The following is a 15,477-nucleotide window of genomic DNA, read 5'->3' as shown; positions in this document are numbered from 1 at the left end:
GGTCAGGACTCATTCCGGCTGCAGATCAAGTGTCCACGTCTGGCCGACAAGGTCGTGACCGAACGAATGGTGCCGTTCTTCCTCGATGAGCTTGAAACCGGCTTCCTGATAAATGCGCCGGGCTGAATGCAGAAAGTCATTGGTCCAGAGGGTAAGCTTGTGATAGCCGACCGCCCGCGCCCGCGCGATGCAGGCGGCGACAAGCGCCGAGCCGATACCCAATCCGCGCGCTGACGGCTCCACATAAAGCATGCGCAGTTTGCCGACCTGCGGGTCATCCGTGCGCATGAGAAAGACCGACCCGGCGATTTCGCCATTCCGGTCGGCAATCCACGCCTGCTCCCGGGCCGGATCGAAGTTTGCAATGAATCCGGACAGGATGCCGGCAATCAGACCTTCAAATGTCCAGTCCAGATCGTATTCGGTGTTGTAGAGATAGGCCTGCCTCTGAATGACCAGGCCGAGATCGCCTGCTCTGGGAGCCCGCAATGTGTACGCGGGAGCCGGGCTGACCGTGTCGGATCGACTGCCCAGAATGGAGCGGATATCACGCATGGATTGCGTCAAGCGGCTGACACGGGCGATATCGAGCGGCGCGAGCACGGCATTGGCCCGCTCGATCGCACTTCGGTCCAGCGCTGCGAAGGCAGCCTGGCCCTCCGGTGTCAGCGAGAGGATGCGCAGCTTGGCGTGATCGGTGCTGACCGTGCTGGTGACAAGCTGGCGCGCTTTGAAGCGGGCCAGTATCCGGCTGATTTGCGCGGTGTCCATGTCCAGTATCCGCGAGAGATCGGCAGCCGTTTTAACGGTGTCATTATTGGCAAGTTCATAGAGAATGCGTGCTTCGGGGAGTGAAAAAGGGCTGTCGGTCAGATGTTCGTCCAGCAAGCCGATAATATGAGTGTAGAAGCGATTGAATTTTCGTATTTCAGCGACCGGTTCCGACATCGGCCCATTCCTCTGCTGTTGACTGGTCTTGAGTATTGACTCAGTCAACATTAAAAGGCAAGTGGCGCACGGCAATGTGAAGTGCCCGCGAACAGGCACCTTCCTGGCTTGCGCGCCGGGTCAATCAGTCAACGGCGACCATGACATCGGAAGCCTTGACGACAGCATAGGCGCTGTCCCCTACCTTCAACTGCAACTCGTCGACAGCCTCGTTGGTAATCGATGCCGTGACCACCGAACCGCCGACGTCGATGCGGACATGCGCCGTGGTTGCTCCTTTGGTTACGTCGACAACTGTCCCCTTCAGCCGGTTGCGTGCACTGATCTTCATAGCGTTTCTCCTGTTGTTTGCCGTACTTTAGACGGGCGAATGCTGTTTACAAGAAGCAAGGGAAAAAGGCCCGGAAAACCGGGCCCTTTCTGTGTTCTCCCAAGGAAATTTATCGTCCGGCGAGTGCCTTGCCTTCCCGGTCCAGCGCGCTGAATTCCTCATCGGAGAGGTTGATCCTTGCGGCATCGACGTTTTCCTCAAGGTGCTTGACCTTGGATGTTCCCGGTATGGGCAGAATGACCGGGCTGCGTTTGAGCACCCATGCCAGGGCGATCTGGCCCGGCGTCGCTTTGTGATGGGCAGCGATTGTGTCCAGCAAAGAGCCTGGCTTTGCCAGATCACCGGCAGCCAGCGGGGACCAGGGTATGAAGCCAATTCCGTTCTGCGTGCAGTAATCCACGACATCCTCGCTTGTGCGATCAACGAGATTGTAGCGGTTCTGCACGGTCGCCACTTTGAAGAACTTCGAAGCGGCCTTGATCTCTTCAACGGATACCTCGCTCAGTCCGGCGTGGCGGATCACACCCGCGTCGAGCAGCGATTTCACAGCGCCGAACTGTTCGTCACGCGGTACTTTCGTGTCGATCCGGTGCAACTGCCAGAGACCGATCTGATCAACGCCAAGCTGGCGAAGGCTCTTATGCGCCTCGTCGATGAGGTATTTTGGATCGGCCTTCGGTGTCCAGCGGTCCGGTCCCTCGCGCGTGAGGCCCGCCTTCGTGGCAACGAGAATGTTGCCATAGGGATGGAGGACTTCCTTGATCAGAAGTTCTGAAACATCCGGTCCGTAGGAATTTGCCGTATCGATGAAGTTCACGCCAAGTTCCGGCAGGCGCTGCAAGGTGCGGATGGCTTCCGGCTTGTCGGCGGGCTCCCCCCAGATACCACGGCCAGTGATGCGCATGGCGCCAAAGCCAAGACGATTGATTTCGATATCGCCGCCAATTCTGAATGTACCGGATTGGGATGCAATGGATTGGGACATTGTCACAGTTCTTTCGTTTGAATTGGAATATTCGATGAAAGTCGGGAACGTCTGTTGCGCACGGAATGCGCGCAGGATCGTGAACGCACGCGGTGGTGCGTTCACGATACATATAGTCCGCAATGGCAAAAGTTTAAGGCTTGAAAACGCGCCCGGTCTCTACCATGGTCACGCGATCAATCAACACCCGAACGGCTCTATTCTAATTGAAATAGAAGGCGTAGGAGGCGAAATTCCCTTCGAAGATCGAGGTGATCTGGTTCCATTCGCCGCTGCTCATTGCCGGGCCGTCCTGAAGATACGGCACGGCAGCCGGACCGGTGACCCAGAGGACGAAATCAAACGGTCTCGGATCATCGAAAACCTTGGCAAGGTTGATGCCTTTGTCGAAGCGCCAGTGGGGAACCAGGATTTTGCCGTCAAGCGCCGCCTCAAACTGCGACAGCACTGCAAGCCACGCCTGAATGCGTTCCGGGGTCACATTGAAGGATGGCAGCACGCCGCTCTTCTGCTTCGGGCCGGGCAGCCATTCGTGGTCGTCGTCGGTTTCCTTGTCAATGAGGGCCCAGGTTTCCCGGTTGAGCGCGATGACCTTTTTCAGGTGAACGCGCACGTCGCTCCACATGGCCTTGTCGGCAACCGGCCAGCGGATGGTGTGAATGAGAGTTATGAAGTCGGCGATATCATCGGCCTGCGCCTTGTTCACCCCGAACATCGTATATTCGTCACTACCCCTGCCATTGGCTTCCGCCATGGTCGAGACAGCACGCGGGAACACCACGCTGAAACTGCTGTTCCAGCTTTCGGAAAAATCATGGGAAAGCCATGCCTTGGCGACGGCCATCAGCAGATTGTCATAGCCCTGCAGCCATTTCGCATCGGCGGTGTCAAAACCGACGATGAAAGGCAGGGGATCGCCGTTTTCATTGGCGTCGGAAAAGGCGCGCCCGATATGGTCTTCCGGTCCAACCGTGCCATCGCCATTCCAGTCAAACCGGGCAACGGAAAGATCGACTTTCAGCTTTGCCGGCTTGTCGCCAACGGCGGCAAGCGCCTTTTCAGCGGAATCAAGATCGGCAATGAACGTGGCCAGAATGCCGCGGAACTGTTCATAGGTGATGGGTTCCGGATTGTCGTTTCTGGCGATCTGGCTGGCACCCCGTCCCAGAAACAGTTCATAGCCATCCGACTTCGAGCCAAACCCATGCTTGTAGAGCGATTGGGCCAGCTTTTCGAAGGCACGTGCACTGCGCACAAGGCCAAGGCCCAGTTGCGCATCGGCATTGTTTGTCGCTTTCGCCGCCAAAGCCAGCAATTGCTCATCCGCCTCGCCGATCCGGCCATTGGCAAGATATTTCTGAAACAGTTCGGTGGCAGCGTTATCCGCCCGCGCTGTCGCGGCAAAAGTGAAGCAGACAAAACTTGCCGCCATGATCAGGGAAATGAGTTTTTTCACGCAGATTTTCCGTTGTTGATGATATCAAACACCGGATTGATAGGCTGGCGCGATGCAAAAGTCTGCAAAATACAATCGTTTGGTGTGCTTATTCACCTATAGATTGTGCCCGTCAGAATGACTGATCGTCGTCCCTGGCGAAAAAGGCCGTCTTTTCTGATTCCGACCGCAGCGTGTCCTGAGCCCGGTCAAGCGCACGCATGGCGGCAAAAAGCACCTCCCGGTCGTGCTGGTGTGCTTCGAACAATGCGACAAAGGCCGGATTGGTGATTTCATGCGGCTTTGGTGCAGCCTTGGCCCGGTTCAAGCTGTCATCGGCGGCGCGCCTGGCCTTCTCCACGTGCTGTCTGGCTGCATCGACATCCGACAAGCTCTTGAAATACTGGCTCATTGTGCGCTTTGCCGCTTTCGGTGAACGTCCGGCCACGCTGGCAAGTAAAGCCTGCCTGCTCTGCTCTTCCAGAGTATTCTTGCCGGCTTGGCCGGCAGATTTGCTGTTCAGGTCGGATACGTTTTTCATGGGCCATTCTTTGATAATTGGCCACAGCATAGGACATCGCCCCGTTTGCCGAAACGAAAGCACGGTTAAAACTCCGGTTGAAACAGGCACGGGATTCCGGTTCTGCCACCTATGCTAGAACCAGATTGCGCTTTGCCCGCCTCCCAACTCTGTGGGAGGCTTTTGGCGATTCGTCTCGAACCGGTTATCGGGATGTTCTATTGGCGGTCGTTGATGCGGAACGCGGCGTCCCAGCCGAGCGCATCACGGGCTTTGCCGCTGTTGGCGACGACATCGGTCTCCGTGACATTGTAGATGCCGCCCGCCCCGCGCTCGACCGCCTTGAGCGCCGCCACGGCAGCAGCATCGACATGGACGCGCAGATCCGGATTGGCCGGCATATCGACCCCGGTTCCCGGCCCATAGAGAAAGCCGTAACGCAGCACAATGCCATCCATGCCCGGTTCACGCAAAACCGCCTGTTCCATGGCGGCAACACCGCCGACGGTGGTTGCACGGGGCTCTTCCGCATGCAGATCAAGCGGGTCCGTTTCGACGAACACACCGGCTTTGGGCGCATAGGCCCAGGCGATGCTCTGCACGATCATCCGCCGGACACCCACTGCCTTTGCCGCGCGTACGAGATTGGCGGTTCCTTCGCTGCGGATGCGGGCATTGCGGCCGATGAAATCCTTCATCGCCGCCGGACTGACACCATAGGGCAGATCCGTAAGCTGATGTATGACGACATCGGGCTGCGATTCCACCACCGCCGCGGCGAGTTTCTCCGCATCAAAGACATCGACGATGGCTGGTTCAACCCCGATCTGGCGCAGGGAAGCGGCCTTCTCCGCGCTTCGCGTGGTGCCTGTCACCGCATATCCGGCTTCCAGCAAAAGCGGGGCAAGCCGCTTGCCAACGGCACCGCTTGCGCCGGCGAGGAAGATTTTCCTGATCATTTACGCGTCTCCTGTCATTGTCTGGCATTGGTCCTGCACCGCCAAGACGAGGCAACCCAACCGAATGTGACATGACCTCCGCCCTTTTTCATCTAAACGGGTTCGAGCATGCCAAACCAGGCGACAAGCCCGAGCACGACAATACCCAGCGCGATCTCCGTCAAGGTTCCAAGCCGTATGACGTGCAGGGAACGCGCCTCGCGGGTGCGCATGCGCGGAACGAATACATAGCGGTTGATCAGAGCCAGTCCCGCCAGCGCCGCGACAAGAATGATCTTCAACGCCAGCAAGAGCTGATAGGGAGAGGTCCAATCGTCCGGCAGATGTCCAAGGACGAGCATGGTGTTGACCACGCCGGAGGCAATCACCAGTGCAACGGCCACATGACCGGCCGACGAAAACCGCATGAGCGCCGTTTGCGCCGCCATACGCCATTCCGCCTGGCGCAACCGGTCAAGCACCACAATAACCGGCACAAGTGCTCCGATCCATGCGCCGCCTGAGAGCACGTGCAGCATATCATTGCTGCGATGGGCCACACCGATCCAGCCCTCCTGCATTGTGGCATGGCCGGAAAATGCCAGACTGGCCAGAACCAGCCCTGACGCCACTGCAAGCGCAGCATGCGCCCGGCGCGGCGTCAGAGCCAATGCGGGTAAAAGCAGCAGGGCAGCTGCAACCTGTAGCGCCCAGCCGCGGCCGACGCTCGTCTCGAGCAGCACGTCACGGATTGTTCCGAGATCAACAACATCGGTCCAGCCCTGCCCGATCGTTCCTGCCTGCAGCGGCAAAGCCAGAAACGTCGTCGCGACAATCAGAAAGACCGCGATCCCGCTCGCCGGGCGCAGGCGCTGCCCGATTTCCACGGCGAGGCTTTTGGGCACCAGCAGCGCAAGATAGGCAAATGTCCCCCACAGGAACATCGCGGACACATTGTGCGCGAAGCGGCAGAGAACAAGCGCCGTCTCCAACCCCATCAGGGCTTGACGGTAAATGTATAGCTGCCCTTGGTCTTGTGACCGTCGGTGGAAAGCACCGTCCAGTTGACAGTGTAGCCACCCGGGACAAGCGGGGTCGACAACGGGATGACCAGTGTTTTCTGGTCACTGATGGCCAGTTTGGCCTGACCGGTCGATATCGTCGCGTTTCCTTGACCGGTAATGGTCGCCCCTGAGAATTTCAGGTTCAGCCCTTCGGAAAATGTCAGGTCGATCTCGACGGGCGAGACCTTCACCGTCGCGTTTTCGGCTGGAACTGCCGATTTGAGATGGGCATGGGCGAATACCTGTCCCAACAGACCGGCATTGACGACGGTTGCGACAGCGAGAATACGGAAGAGCTGTGACATGAGAACTCCTGTAAGCGGGCAGAGATTGAAAATCCGGGATGTGGATGCGACCGCGCGGCGAAAGCTATGCCTGATTTTAGCCCGGATCATGGCAGAATCCCCGCGGCACGCGGCGGCAAACAGGCGGCAGCGCGAAGCATCCACCTGACGCCGTCGCTGCTCATTTCGATACAGCTGAGCGGTTCGACATCGATGCGCCAAAACGCGGTATCCGGTGCTTGCAAGGCGCTGAGAACAGCGGCGCGGACGATGGAGGCGTGCGTCACCACGATTGTGTGGCCGCCATCATTCAGATGGGAACGCATCCAATCCGCAATCCTGACGAGAAAATCATGGATGGATTCGCCGCCATGCGGCGCCGATACGGGATTGTGCATCCAATCGGCCACATCGTCCGGCTGGGCATCATGAACAGCAGTGAATGCCTGTCCGGCCCACCGCCCGTAATCAATCTCCGCCAGCGCCGCATCGACAATGGATTCCAGTCCGAGGGCATCGGCCGTTTGCCGGGCCCGCAGTGCCGGACTGGTCAAAACACGGTGCGCGTGGCGCAAATGCCCGGCAATAGCCTGCGCGCGCTGGGTTTCACCAGGTTCAAGCGCTTCGTCGGCGGGAAAAGCACCGGTCCGCACCGCAGGCGTGGCGCCATGGCAAACAAGGGTTAACCGCGTGGCTTTGGCCAAAATATCCCTCAAAAACCCTCAGGAAAAATACGGAAATGGCGCCCTGACCGTTCATTGACAGTCTGCGGCGTGCACAGATATAACCGTGCTGTTGCGAGTTTGGAAGCCGGTGAAATTCCGGAGCGGTCGCGCCACTGTAATTAATCAGTCTTTTTTCGCTGATTGAAAGCCAGACCCTGGCCGCAACATCATTAATTCCGTTAGTGAACGCGTCATTCTGGGAGAAAAGTTCATGTCCGATATCGCTCTTACGCCATCAGCCGGCGTCACCCCCATTCCTCTCGGCGAAGTCTTGCCCTGGGCTATTTTCGGCGGGCTGATCATGCTGCTCGCAATCTACTTCATTGGCGCGGAAGAAGGGGCGATGTCGCTCTTCTCGGGCATGTATGTGCACGAATTCGTTCATGACGGCCGCCATCTCCTCGGTTTTCCCTGCCACTGAGGAAACGAAACAATGACAAGAGATCTTTTGATCCGCGGCATGATCGTAGGGGTCATCGCCGGGTTGCTGGCGTTCGGCTTTGCCCGGGTGTTCGGCGAACCGCAGGTTGATCACGCCATCGCCTTTGAGGAAAAGATGAGCCAGGCGGCCGGTGCAGCGGCTGAACCGGAGCTTGTCACGCGGGCGACACAGGCCGGCATCGGCCTGTTTACCGGCATCGTTGTCTACAGCGCCGCGCTTGGCGGATTGTTTTCCCTGGTCTTTGCCTTTGTGCATGGCCGGGTCAGCTCGCTCAGCCCGCGCAGCACGGCGGCTCTGCTTGCCCTTGCAGGTTTTGTGGCAATCGTTCTCGTTCCCTGCATCAAATATCCGATGAATCCGCCTGCGGTCGGCAGTCCGGACACCATTGGGGCCAGAACGGAACTGTTCTTCGTCATGCTGGTGGTTTCGCTCGGCGCCCTTGCCGCGGCCGTCGGCCTGGCAAAGCGCCTTTATGCCCAGCACGGCGCATGGAACGCGACATTGATCGCCGGTGCCGCCTATGTCGTGTTCATAGCCTTGGTTCAATACCTGCTTCCCGCCATCAACGAAGTTCCCGAACAGTTCTCACCGACGGTTCTGTGGAATTTCCGCGTCGCATCGCTGGGGATCCATGTGATCGTCTGGACCACGCTTGGTCTGCTCTTCGGCGCTTTGGCTGAACGGGTTCTGGCCGGACAACGGCCGCGCTATCGCCTGCAGGCGGCGCGCTGAGCGCAGTCGGCCATTCCTGAACGCCCCCTTGCGGGCGTTCAGGCTTCCGCCGCCGATGGAGCTGGCATGAGACCGCAACACCTCAATATCCCCATGCGCCGCCCGGCAGGCTGGTTTCTGGTTCTGGTTGCGTCGTTGCTCCTGTTGCAGACCGGCAGCGGCTGGGCGCATCGCAGCAGCGCCGGAACCGACACTTCGGGCATTTCCATTCCGAGCCTCTCCCACGGTGAGATGGCCATTATCGCTGACTACCGCACGCCGATCCTCGATCTGGCAGCGCGGATGACCCGCACCGATGAAAAGTTCCGGCGGCTGCTGAATTATACCAATATCCAATACAGCTATTGTCTCTGGGGCATTGTTCCCGGCAGTATCAGCGACGAGCAAAGCCCGTTCAACGCCTGTTCACACGCCTATCTTGCTGCGGCAAAGGCAGTGCTGGTGTATATGCGCGACATGCCCGAACACCGGGACGCGGTCAGTACCCTCGTCTCTGATCTTGATGGCGAGCTTGTGCGCAATGGCGGCTCTTTCGTCATGTGCCAGTATAGCGGCGATCCCTACAACACCGCCGACATCATCAAGCCGCACTGGAGCGATGTGCCGGGGCACCTGACCAGCCTGTTTTCCTTTCTGGGATTCGCGATGCTGTTTGTTTCGGCGGGTTTTGCCTGCATCCATCTGACGCGCCCGCCACAACAGCCTGATACCGTCTGATCAAGGCTATGGCCTTTGGGCCACACCGCGCACGTCTTGTCGCCGAACCGCAGATCGCCCTTTCCGCTGCACGCGACTTGATTTAAGCCTGCTTGACGTTTGAACGTTACTGCATTTCATGCCCAAAGACGCTTACAACCAAGGACACTTCATGCCCTCCTTTGATTATATCCGCCCCATCCTGCTGCTGCTCGGCTCAAATGTTTTCATGACATTTGCCTGGTATGGCCATCTTAAATTCGCGGGCCGGCCGCTTTTTCTGGTCATCCTTATCAGCTGGATGATTGCCTTTGCCGAATACTGCCTTGCGGTACCGGCAAACCGCTACGGTCACGAGATCTATTCGGCCGCCCAGCTGAAGACCATTCAGGAAGTGATCACGCTCCTGGTCTTTGCTGGGTTTTCGGTGATGTATCTCGGTGAAAAAATCACCATCAACCACCTCGTCGGCTTCGCGATGATCTGCGGCGGTGCATTCTTCGTGTTCAAGGGTCCGCTCTAGGATCAAATATTAGCCGCATAATATTGTTGAAAGACCGCAGGGAGGCCGGCTAACCGTTGCGAAACGTATAGGCATAACCGTTCAGCGCCGGCGCGCCGCCAAGATGCGCATAGAGCACCGTTGACCCGTCGGGAAAAAATCCCTTGCCCACGAGATCGATCATGCCTTGCATGGATTTTCCCTCATAGACGGGATCGGTGATCATGCCTTCCAACCGCGCGCAAAGACGGATGGCCTGTTTGGTTTCCTCTGATGGTACGCCATAGACCGGATAGGCATAGTCTTCGTTGAGGATGACATCCGCCGCGGTCAGGTCTTTACCAAGCTCAACCAGATCGGCGGTGCGGCGCGCGATCTCCAGCACCTGCGCCCTGGTCTGCGCGGGGGTGGCCGAGGCGTCGATGCCGATGACGTTGCGCTCGCGCCCGTCTTTGGCAAAACCGGCAAGCATGCCTGCATGGGTCGAACCGGTCACCGTGCAGACAATGATATAGTCGAATGTGAAACCGAGCGCAGCTTCCTGTGCCCGCACTTCTTCAGCGAAGCCGACATAACCCAAACCGCCGTATTTATGGACCGAAGCTCCCGCCGGGATCGGATAAGGTTTGCCACCCTTGGCTTTCACATCCTCGATGGCGTTTTCCCAGCTTTCACGAATACCGATGTCAAAGCCTTCATCCACCATTTCCACGTCGGCACCCATTATCCGGCTGAGCAGGATATTGCCAACGCGATCATAGACGGCGTCTTCGTGCGGAACCCAGCTTTCCTGCACCAACCGGCATTTGAAGCCGATCTTCGCCGCTGTCGCCGCTACCATGCGCGTGTGGTTCGACTGCACGCCGCCGATAGTCACGAGCGTGTCGGCACCCGATGCAATGGCATCCGGTATGATATATTCGAGCTTGCGCAGCTTGTTGCCGCCAAAGGCCAGCCCGGAATTGCAATCGTCGCGCTTGGCATAAAGCTCGACCCGGCCGCCGAGATGCGCGGACAGGCGGCTCAGTTTTTCAATCGGCGTCGGCCCGAATGTCAGCGGATAGCGTTCGAATTTTTCCAGCATTGTGTTCCCCTTGAGAAGTGGTTTTCGCAGGTAAAACGCTATCATTTGCCGGGTGAGAGGTGCTCTCATAGTTTGGCAACAAAACTGATGAATAATGATTTCTTTGCGCTAATTCTGCACTATACTTTTGTAGTAATGCTTGTTTGCGGAAGATTCTTTTATGCCCAGCGAACTGGACCGCATCGATATGAAAATGCTGCGGCTGTTGCAGAAGAACGGGCGCTTGACCAATGCGGAGCTGGCAACGCTTGTGGATGTGAGCCCGGCGACCTGCCATCGGCGCACGCAGCGCCTGTTCGACGACGGTTTTATCAAGACCGTGCGGGCGATGGTGCAACCACAAATGGTCGACCGGGGTGCATTGGTCATGGTCGGCGTGGTGCTGGATCGTTCAACGCCGGAAAGCTTCGCGCAGTTTGAACAGGCGGTAACAAAATTGAGCTTTGTTCTCGACTGCAATCTCGTCGCCGGTGATTTCGATTATTTCCTGAAAATCCGCGTCAAGGATATGGCCGACTTCAACCGGATTCATGGCAGCCAGCTGATCGCCCTGCCCGGCGTGCGCCAGACCCGGACGTTCTTCGTCATGAAGGAAGTCATCGACAACGCGCTGCTGGATTTTTGAGGGGATTGGAATAGAATCTGAGGAACAAATGGGATGATATAAATGGATCCGTGGACGAGCTTATTGATGCTGGCGGCATGCATAATTTTTATCGTGGCCGGAACTCGCATATATTATAAATTTATATCAATGGCATGGGATGAGGTAGAGGGCATTATTGATAGTACATGTACTTCAATATTGGTTGATACGCGTGCGGTACACTTCTCGGTAAAGTTTAGCTATGACAATCAAACGTACTGTGAAGAAATAAAACAGACCGGCATGAACGGATTCCTCTGCAAATCTGTTGTCGGGAACAAAGTGCGCATTCTTGTTAACCCCAAGAATCCGAAAGAATGCGTCGTAAAGAGCAATGAAACTGATCCAATCGACGCAAGCGCGGCAATCGTGGCCAGAACAATTTCAAACGTTCTATCTTTCATCAGGCACCGTTGATTAAAATAGCGTGGGCTGCCCGAAATGTAGCTCTGGGCTTCTAATCCATCTTTATCGTTCGAAAGTCCATCGCTTGTCTCATTTTCAACGCCCCAGATCGTTCTTGGTGTTCTTGTAGATGTTGACACCCAGTTCGCGGATTTTCTTGCGCAGCGTATTGCGGTTGAGCCCAAGCAGTTCGGCTGCCTTGATCTGGTTGCCATGGGTGGCGGTCAGGCATGACAGGATGAGCGGGTATTCCACTTCCTCCAGCACGCGCTGGTAAAGCCCGACCGGCGGCAGATCATCGCCATAGGAAAGGAAGTAGCGCTGCATGTTGAGTTCCACCGCCTGGGCGATGGTGATATCCTCGTTGGACATCGACGACGAGGATGGTTCCGCCGGCCGCAGGTCGGCCTTGAGTTCCGCCTCGATCACATCCGCATTGATTTCTTCCTGCGGATAAAGCGCTGCAAGACGGCGCACCAGATTCTCCAGTTCGCGCACATTGCCGGCCCAGGGATAGCGGCGCATCAGGTCGAGGCCATCGGCGGTGATGCGTTTTTCTGGCAGGCCGTCTTTTGCCGCCATCTTGAAGAAATGCCGGACAAGATCGGGAATATCCTCGCCGCGCTCACGCAGCGGCGGCAGGCGCAGCGGCACCACGTTCAGACGGTAATAGAGATCCTCGCGGAACATGCCCTGATTGATCAGCGTGCGCAGATCCTTGTTGGTGGCCGCCACGATGCGCACATCGGTCTTGATCGGCGTGCGCCCGCCCACCGTCATGTATTCGCCCTGCTGCAGCACGCGCAGCAGCCGTGTCTGGGCTTCCATCGGCATATCGCCGATTTCATCGAGGAAGAGCGTGCCACCATCGGCCTGTTCGAACCGGCCGCTCGACCGGTTCTGCGCACCGGTGAACGCGCCCCGCTCATGGCCGAACAATTCGGATTCAATCAGGTCGCGCGGAATGGCTGCCATGTTGATGGCGACAAACGGTCCCTTGCGGCGACGGCCGTACTCATGCAGCGCCCGCGCCACCAACTCCTTGCCCGTGCCGGATTCCCCTGAAATCATCACCGTCAGGTCGGTCTGCATCATCCGGGCGAGAACCCGGTAAATGTCCTGCATGGCAGGCGAGCGGCCCACCAGCGGCATGGTATCCGGTTGTTCTTCATTGGCCCATTTTTCCGGCTTTTTCTTCGGTTCCGCCAAGGCACGGCCGACGATGCTGACAAGCTCGGTCAGATCGAATGGCTTTGGCAGATATTCATAGGCCCCCGCCTCCGAAGCGCGGATCGCTGTCATGAAAGTGTTCTGCGCGCTCATGACGATAACAGGCAGATCGGGGCGCGATTTCTTGATGCGCGGCAAGAGGTCGAAAGCGTTTTCATCGGGCATCACCACATCGGTGATGACGAGATCGCCGTCACCGGCGGAAATCCAGCGCCACAGGGTGGCTGCATTCGACGTGATGCGCACATCGTAACCGGCACGCGACAGCGCCTGATTGAGGACCGTTCTGATTGCTGCGTCGTCATCCGCAACGAGAATGCTGCCCAAGCTCATGATCAGAATCCTGCCTTCTTCGATATAATCATTTCATCCGCATGGTCATCGTCCGAAGGATCGCTTTGCCATGCGGGCATCAGAATACGGAATGTTGTCTTGCGCGGCACGGAATCGCACTCGATGACACCGCCATGATCGCCGACGATTTTTGCAACGAGCGCCAGGCCGAGACCCGAGCCGTTCGGCTTTGTCGTGATGAACGGATCGAAGAGATGCGGCATGATGTCAGGCGAAACGCCGGCACCGGTATCCTGCACGCAGAATTCGAGCGGCAGGGAGACACGGTTGCGGATGCCGGGAATGGACAGCCGGATGCCGGGGCGGAACGCCGTCGACAGCGTGATTTCGCCCGGCTCGCTGGTGCCGATGGATTCCGCCGCGTTTTTCACCAGGTTCAGGAACACCTGCACCAGCTGGTCGCGATTGGCGAAGACGTAAGGCAGCGACGGATCATAATCCTCGTGAAACTTGATGTGGCTGGCAAAACCGTTCCTGGCGATGGCTTTGACGTGATCCAGCACCACGTGGATGTTCACGGCCTCGCGCTCGATCGGACGTTCGTCGGAAAACACTTCCATGCGGTCAACAAGCGAGACGATCCGGTCGGTTTCGTCGGTGATCAGCCGTGTCAGCGCCCGGTCATCATCGTTCAGACCTGTTTCCAGCAGCTGCGCCGCACCGCGAATGCCCGACAGCGGGTTCTTGATTTCGTGCGCCAGCATGGAAGCAAGGCCGGTCACCGAGCGGGCGGCGCCGCGATGGGTCATCTGCCGGTCCAGCTTTTCCGCCATGGACCGCTCCTTGAACAGGATGACGATCGATCCCGGCGCTTCGCTGACCGGCGTCACATAGAGATCGACGATCCGGTCCTGTCCGAGACGCGGCGACGAAACATCAACACGATATTCATTGACCGGCGACGGGCTTTCCCGCACCTGCTTGACCAGTGCCAGCAGAGGGCTGCCGAATGGCAGCAGCATGTCCAGCGTGTTGCGGCTCAATATGCTGGCGCTGGAGCGGAAGAACGCTTCTGCATCGGCATTGGCATAGGAAATATGCCCGGTTTCATCGAGCATGATCACCGGATGGCGGATCGCATTGAGAACGATCCCCGCCAGCTTGTCATCCATCGCAACATTGTCCGCCGATGTCATCATGCAACCTTCTTCATGTCGTGTTCGTCCGGCCGCGCGAGTGCGGCATGCAGGCGCCCGGCAACCAGACGCGGATTGGTTTCGGTCATGATCGCAGCGCGTTCGGCGGCGCCGATATCGACACCGTGCTTGTCCAGATACCAGCCGAGATGTTTGCGCGCATGACGAATGCCGGTCGGCTCGCCATAATGGGCCAGCATCGCCTCATAATGGGCGACCGCATAGTCGGCAATCAGGCCCGCATCCTGTCCGCTCTGCATGCCATGCACGATTGTTCCGGGCAGCCAGGGCTGCCCGTAGGAGCCACGTCCGACCATGACGGCATCGGCGCCAGACGCCTCGAGAATGCCATTGGCATCGTCGCGGTTCAGCACATCGCCGTTGGCGACAAGTGGAATAGAAACGGCTGCTTTGACGGCACGGATGGCATGCCAGTCCGCCTTGCCCTCGTAGAACTGGCGGCGCGTGCGCCCATGCACCGTCACCATCTGCACGCCCGCCTGTTCGGCGCGTGCCGCAAGCTCCGGCGCATTGATGCTGCCGTCATCCCAGCCCAAACGCATTTTCAGCGTCACGGGAACCTTCACCGCGCCAATGGTCGCCTCGATCAGCGTCAAGGCATGGTCGAGATCGCGCATCAGGGCCGAACCGGAAAAACCACCAGTCACCTTTTTGGCCGGGCAGCCCATATTGATGTCGATGATATGCGCGCCCTCGCCTTCGGCAATGCGCGCGGCTTCCGCCATCCATCTGGTTTCACGTCCGGCGATCTGCACCACATGGGTGCCAAGACCATCGCCGCGCAGCCGCAGCAGGTTGCCGCGCTCGCGCGTGCACAGCTCGGCGCTGGCAACCATTTCGGACACGACCATGCCTGCGCCGGCCTTCCACGCCAGCTGGCGGAACGGCAGGTCGGACACTCCGGACATCGGCGCAAGGAACACCCGGTTACGCAGCTGCACGCCGCCTATCTCGAGTGGTTGATTCAGATCGATCACGTCACTATTGCCTGTTTCGTAT

19 protein-coding genes and 1 riboswitch are annotated in these 15,477 nt (G+C 58.1%); of the genes, 6 read left to right on the top strand and 13 right to left on the bottom strand.

Annotated features, from left to right (window positions below; translation table 11 throughout):
* Positions 1-9: 9 nt before the first annotated feature.
* From ACTJJ7_RS00795 to ACTJJ7_RS00755, 9 genes are all read right to left on the bottom strand, one after another.
* Positions 10-948: a bifunctional helix-turn-helix transcriptional regulator/GNAT family N-acetyltransferase gene (locus tag ACTJJ7_RS00795; protein ID WP_440964818.1), complete on the bottom strand. Its 939-nt coding sequence runs from the start codon at positions 946-948 to the stop codon at positions 10-12.
* A 124-nt stretch (positions 949-1,072) separates the two neighbouring features.
* Positions 1,073-1,279: a TOBE domain-containing protein gene (locus ACTJJ7_RS00790; protein WP_105732836.1), complete on the bottom strand. Its 207-nt coding sequence runs from the start codon at positions 1,277-1,279 to the stop codon at positions 1,073-1,075.
* Positions 1,280-1,388: 109 nt separating this feature from the next.
* On the bottom strand, positions 1,389-2,264 hold the full coding sequence (locus ACTJJ7_RS00785; protein WP_440964815.1) for an aldo/keto reductase: 876 nt from the start codon (positions 2,262-2,264) through the stop codon (positions 1,389-1,391).
* A 202-nt stretch (positions 2,265-2,466) separates the two neighbouring features.
* The gene (locus ACTJJ7_RS00780; protein WP_245420992.1) at positions 2,467-3,720 is read right to left on the bottom strand and encodes a hypothetical protein; all 1,254 of its coding nucleotides are present in this window, start codon (positions 3,718-3,720) and stop codon (positions 2,467-2,469) included.
* Between the two features lie 112 nt (positions 3,721-3,832).
* On the bottom strand, positions 3,833-4,240 hold the full coding sequence (locus tag ACTJJ7_RS00775) for a hypothetical protein (protein ID WP_130269319.1): 408 nt from the start codon (positions 4,238-4,240) through the stop codon (positions 3,833-3,835).
* A 197-nt stretch (positions 4,241-4,437) separates the two neighbouring features.
* Entirely contained in the window at positions 4,438-5,178 is a 741-nt protein-coding gene (locus tag ACTJJ7_RS00770; protein WP_440964812.1) for an NAD-dependent epimerase/dehydratase family protein, read from the bottom strand.
* Positions 5,179-5,270: 92 nt separating this feature from the next.
* Complete coding sequence (gene copD / locus ACTJJ7_RS00765) at positions 5,271-6,155, bottom strand: copper homeostasis membrane protein CopD (RefSeq protein WP_440964810.1); 885 nt, start codon at positions 6,153-6,155, stop codon at positions 5,271-5,273.
* Positions 6,155-6,526: a copper homeostasis periplasmic binding protein CopC gene (gene copC, locus ACTJJ7_RS00760; protein WP_130269316.1), complete on the bottom strand. Its 372-nt coding sequence runs from the start codon at positions 6,524-6,526 to the stop codon at positions 6,155-6,157. The genes copD and copC overlap by 1 nt, the downstream gene beginning before the upstream one ends.
* A gap of 86 nt (positions 6,527-6,612) precedes the next feature.
* Positions 6,613-7,209, bottom strand: a complete 597-nt coding sequence (locus ACTJJ7_RS00755; RefSeq protein WP_440964808.1) for a histidine phosphatase family protein — start codon at positions 7,207-7,209, stop codon at positions 6,613-6,615.
* Between the two features lie 48 nt (positions 7,210-7,257).
* Positions 7,258-7,408: riboswitch (cobalamin riboswitch) on the top strand.
* A gap of 33 nt (positions 7,409-7,441) precedes the next feature.
* Between ACTJJ7_RS00755 and ACTJJ7_RS00750 the strand changes: the two genes are divergently transcribed.
* The 4 genes from ACTJJ7_RS00750 to ACTJJ7_RS00735 all read left to right on the top strand — a co-directional run bounded on the left by ACTJJ7_RS00750 (position 7,442) and on the right by ACTJJ7_RS00735 (position 9,623).
* The gene (locus tag ACTJJ7_RS00750; RefSeq protein ID WP_130269314.1) at positions 7,442-7,651 is read left to right on the top strand and encodes a CbtB domain-containing protein; all 210 of its coding nucleotides are present in this window, start codon (positions 7,442-7,444) and stop codon (positions 7,649-7,651) included.
* 12 nt (positions 7,652-7,663) lie between these two features.
* A complete protein-coding gene (locus ACTJJ7_RS00745) occupies positions 7,664-8,404 on the top strand; it encodes a CbtA family protein (RefSeq protein WP_105732843.1) in 741 nt (246 codons plus the stop codon).
* Between the two features lie 66 nt (positions 8,405-8,470).
* Positions 8,471-9,121 (top strand): hypothetical protein, encoded by a 651-nt coding sequence (locus ACTJJ7_RS00740; protein WP_440964806.1) that lies wholly within the window; start codon positions 8,471-8,473, stop codon positions 9,119-9,121.
* Between the two features lie 151 nt (positions 9,122-9,272).
* Positions 9,273-9,623, top strand: a complete 351-nt coding sequence (locus ACTJJ7_RS00735; protein WP_440964805.1) for a DMT family protein — start codon at positions 9,273-9,275, stop codon at positions 9,621-9,623.
* A 49-nt stretch (positions 9,624-9,672) separates the two neighbouring features.
* Here the strand turns inward: ACTJJ7_RS00735 and ACTJJ7_RS00730 are convergent, their stop codons facing one another.
* On the bottom strand, positions 9,673-10,686 hold the full coding sequence (locus tag ACTJJ7_RS00730; protein WP_440964803.1) for a 1-aminocyclopropane-1-carboxylate deaminase: 1,014 nt from the start codon (positions 10,684-10,686) through the stop codon (positions 9,673-9,675).
* Between the two features lie 160 nt (positions 10,687-10,846).
* Here ACTJJ7_RS00730 and ACTJJ7_RS00725 point away from each other — a divergent pair, with 160 nt between their 5' ends.
* Together ACTJJ7_RS00725 and ACTJJ7_RS00720 are read left to right on the top strand one after the other, a co-directional pair.
* Positions 10,847-11,311 (top strand): Lrp/AsnC family transcriptional regulator, encoded by a 465-nt coding sequence (locus tag ACTJJ7_RS00725; RefSeq protein WP_440964802.1) that lies wholly within the window; start codon positions 10,847-10,849, stop codon positions 11,309-11,311.
* A gap of 42 nt (positions 11,312-11,353) precedes the next feature.
* Complete coding sequence (locus tag ACTJJ7_RS00720; protein WP_440964800.1) at positions 11,354-11,749, top strand: hypothetical protein; 396 nt, start codon at positions 11,354-11,356, stop codon at positions 11,747-11,749.
* An 84-nt stretch (positions 11,750-11,833) separates the two neighbouring features.
* On the opposite strand, the gene ntrC is transcribed toward ACTJJ7_RS00720, so the two are convergent.
* Genes ntrC through dusB form a run of 3 tightly spaced genes read right to left on the bottom strand, consistent with a single transcriptional unit; the run spans position 11,834 to position 15,455 of the window.
* A complete protein-coding gene (gene ntrC, locus ACTJJ7_RS00715; protein ID WP_403174070.1) occupies positions 11,834-13,300 on the bottom strand; it encodes a nitrogen regulation protein NR(I) in 1,467 nt (488 codons plus the stop codon).
* Positions 13,301-13,302: 2 nt separating this feature from the next.
* The gene (locus ACTJJ7_RS00710) at positions 13,303-14,460 is read right to left on the bottom strand and encodes a two-component system sensor histidine kinase NtrB (protein ID WP_105732846.1); all 1,158 of its coding nucleotides are present in this window, start codon (positions 14,458-14,460) and stop codon (positions 13,303-13,305) included.
* Positions 14,457-15,455, bottom strand: a complete 999-nt coding sequence (dusB, locus tag ACTJJ7_RS00705) for a tRNA dihydrouridine synthase DusB (RefSeq protein WP_440964797.1) — start codon at positions 15,453-15,455, stop codon at positions 14,457-14,459. Before dusB ends, ACTJJ7_RS00710 begins: the two co-directional genes overlap by 4 nt.
* Positions 15,456-15,477 lie beyond the last annotated feature (22 nt).

Origin of the sequence: Phyllobacterium sp. 22229, assembly GCF_052056495.1 — a bacterium.
Classification (GTDB): Bacteria; Pseudomonadota; Alphaproteobacteria; order Rhizobiales; family Rhizobiaceae; genus Phyllobacterium; species Phyllobacterium myrsinacearum.
Note: the sequence above shows the minus strand (reverse complement) of the source record. Positions and strands in the feature narration are given on the sequence as shown.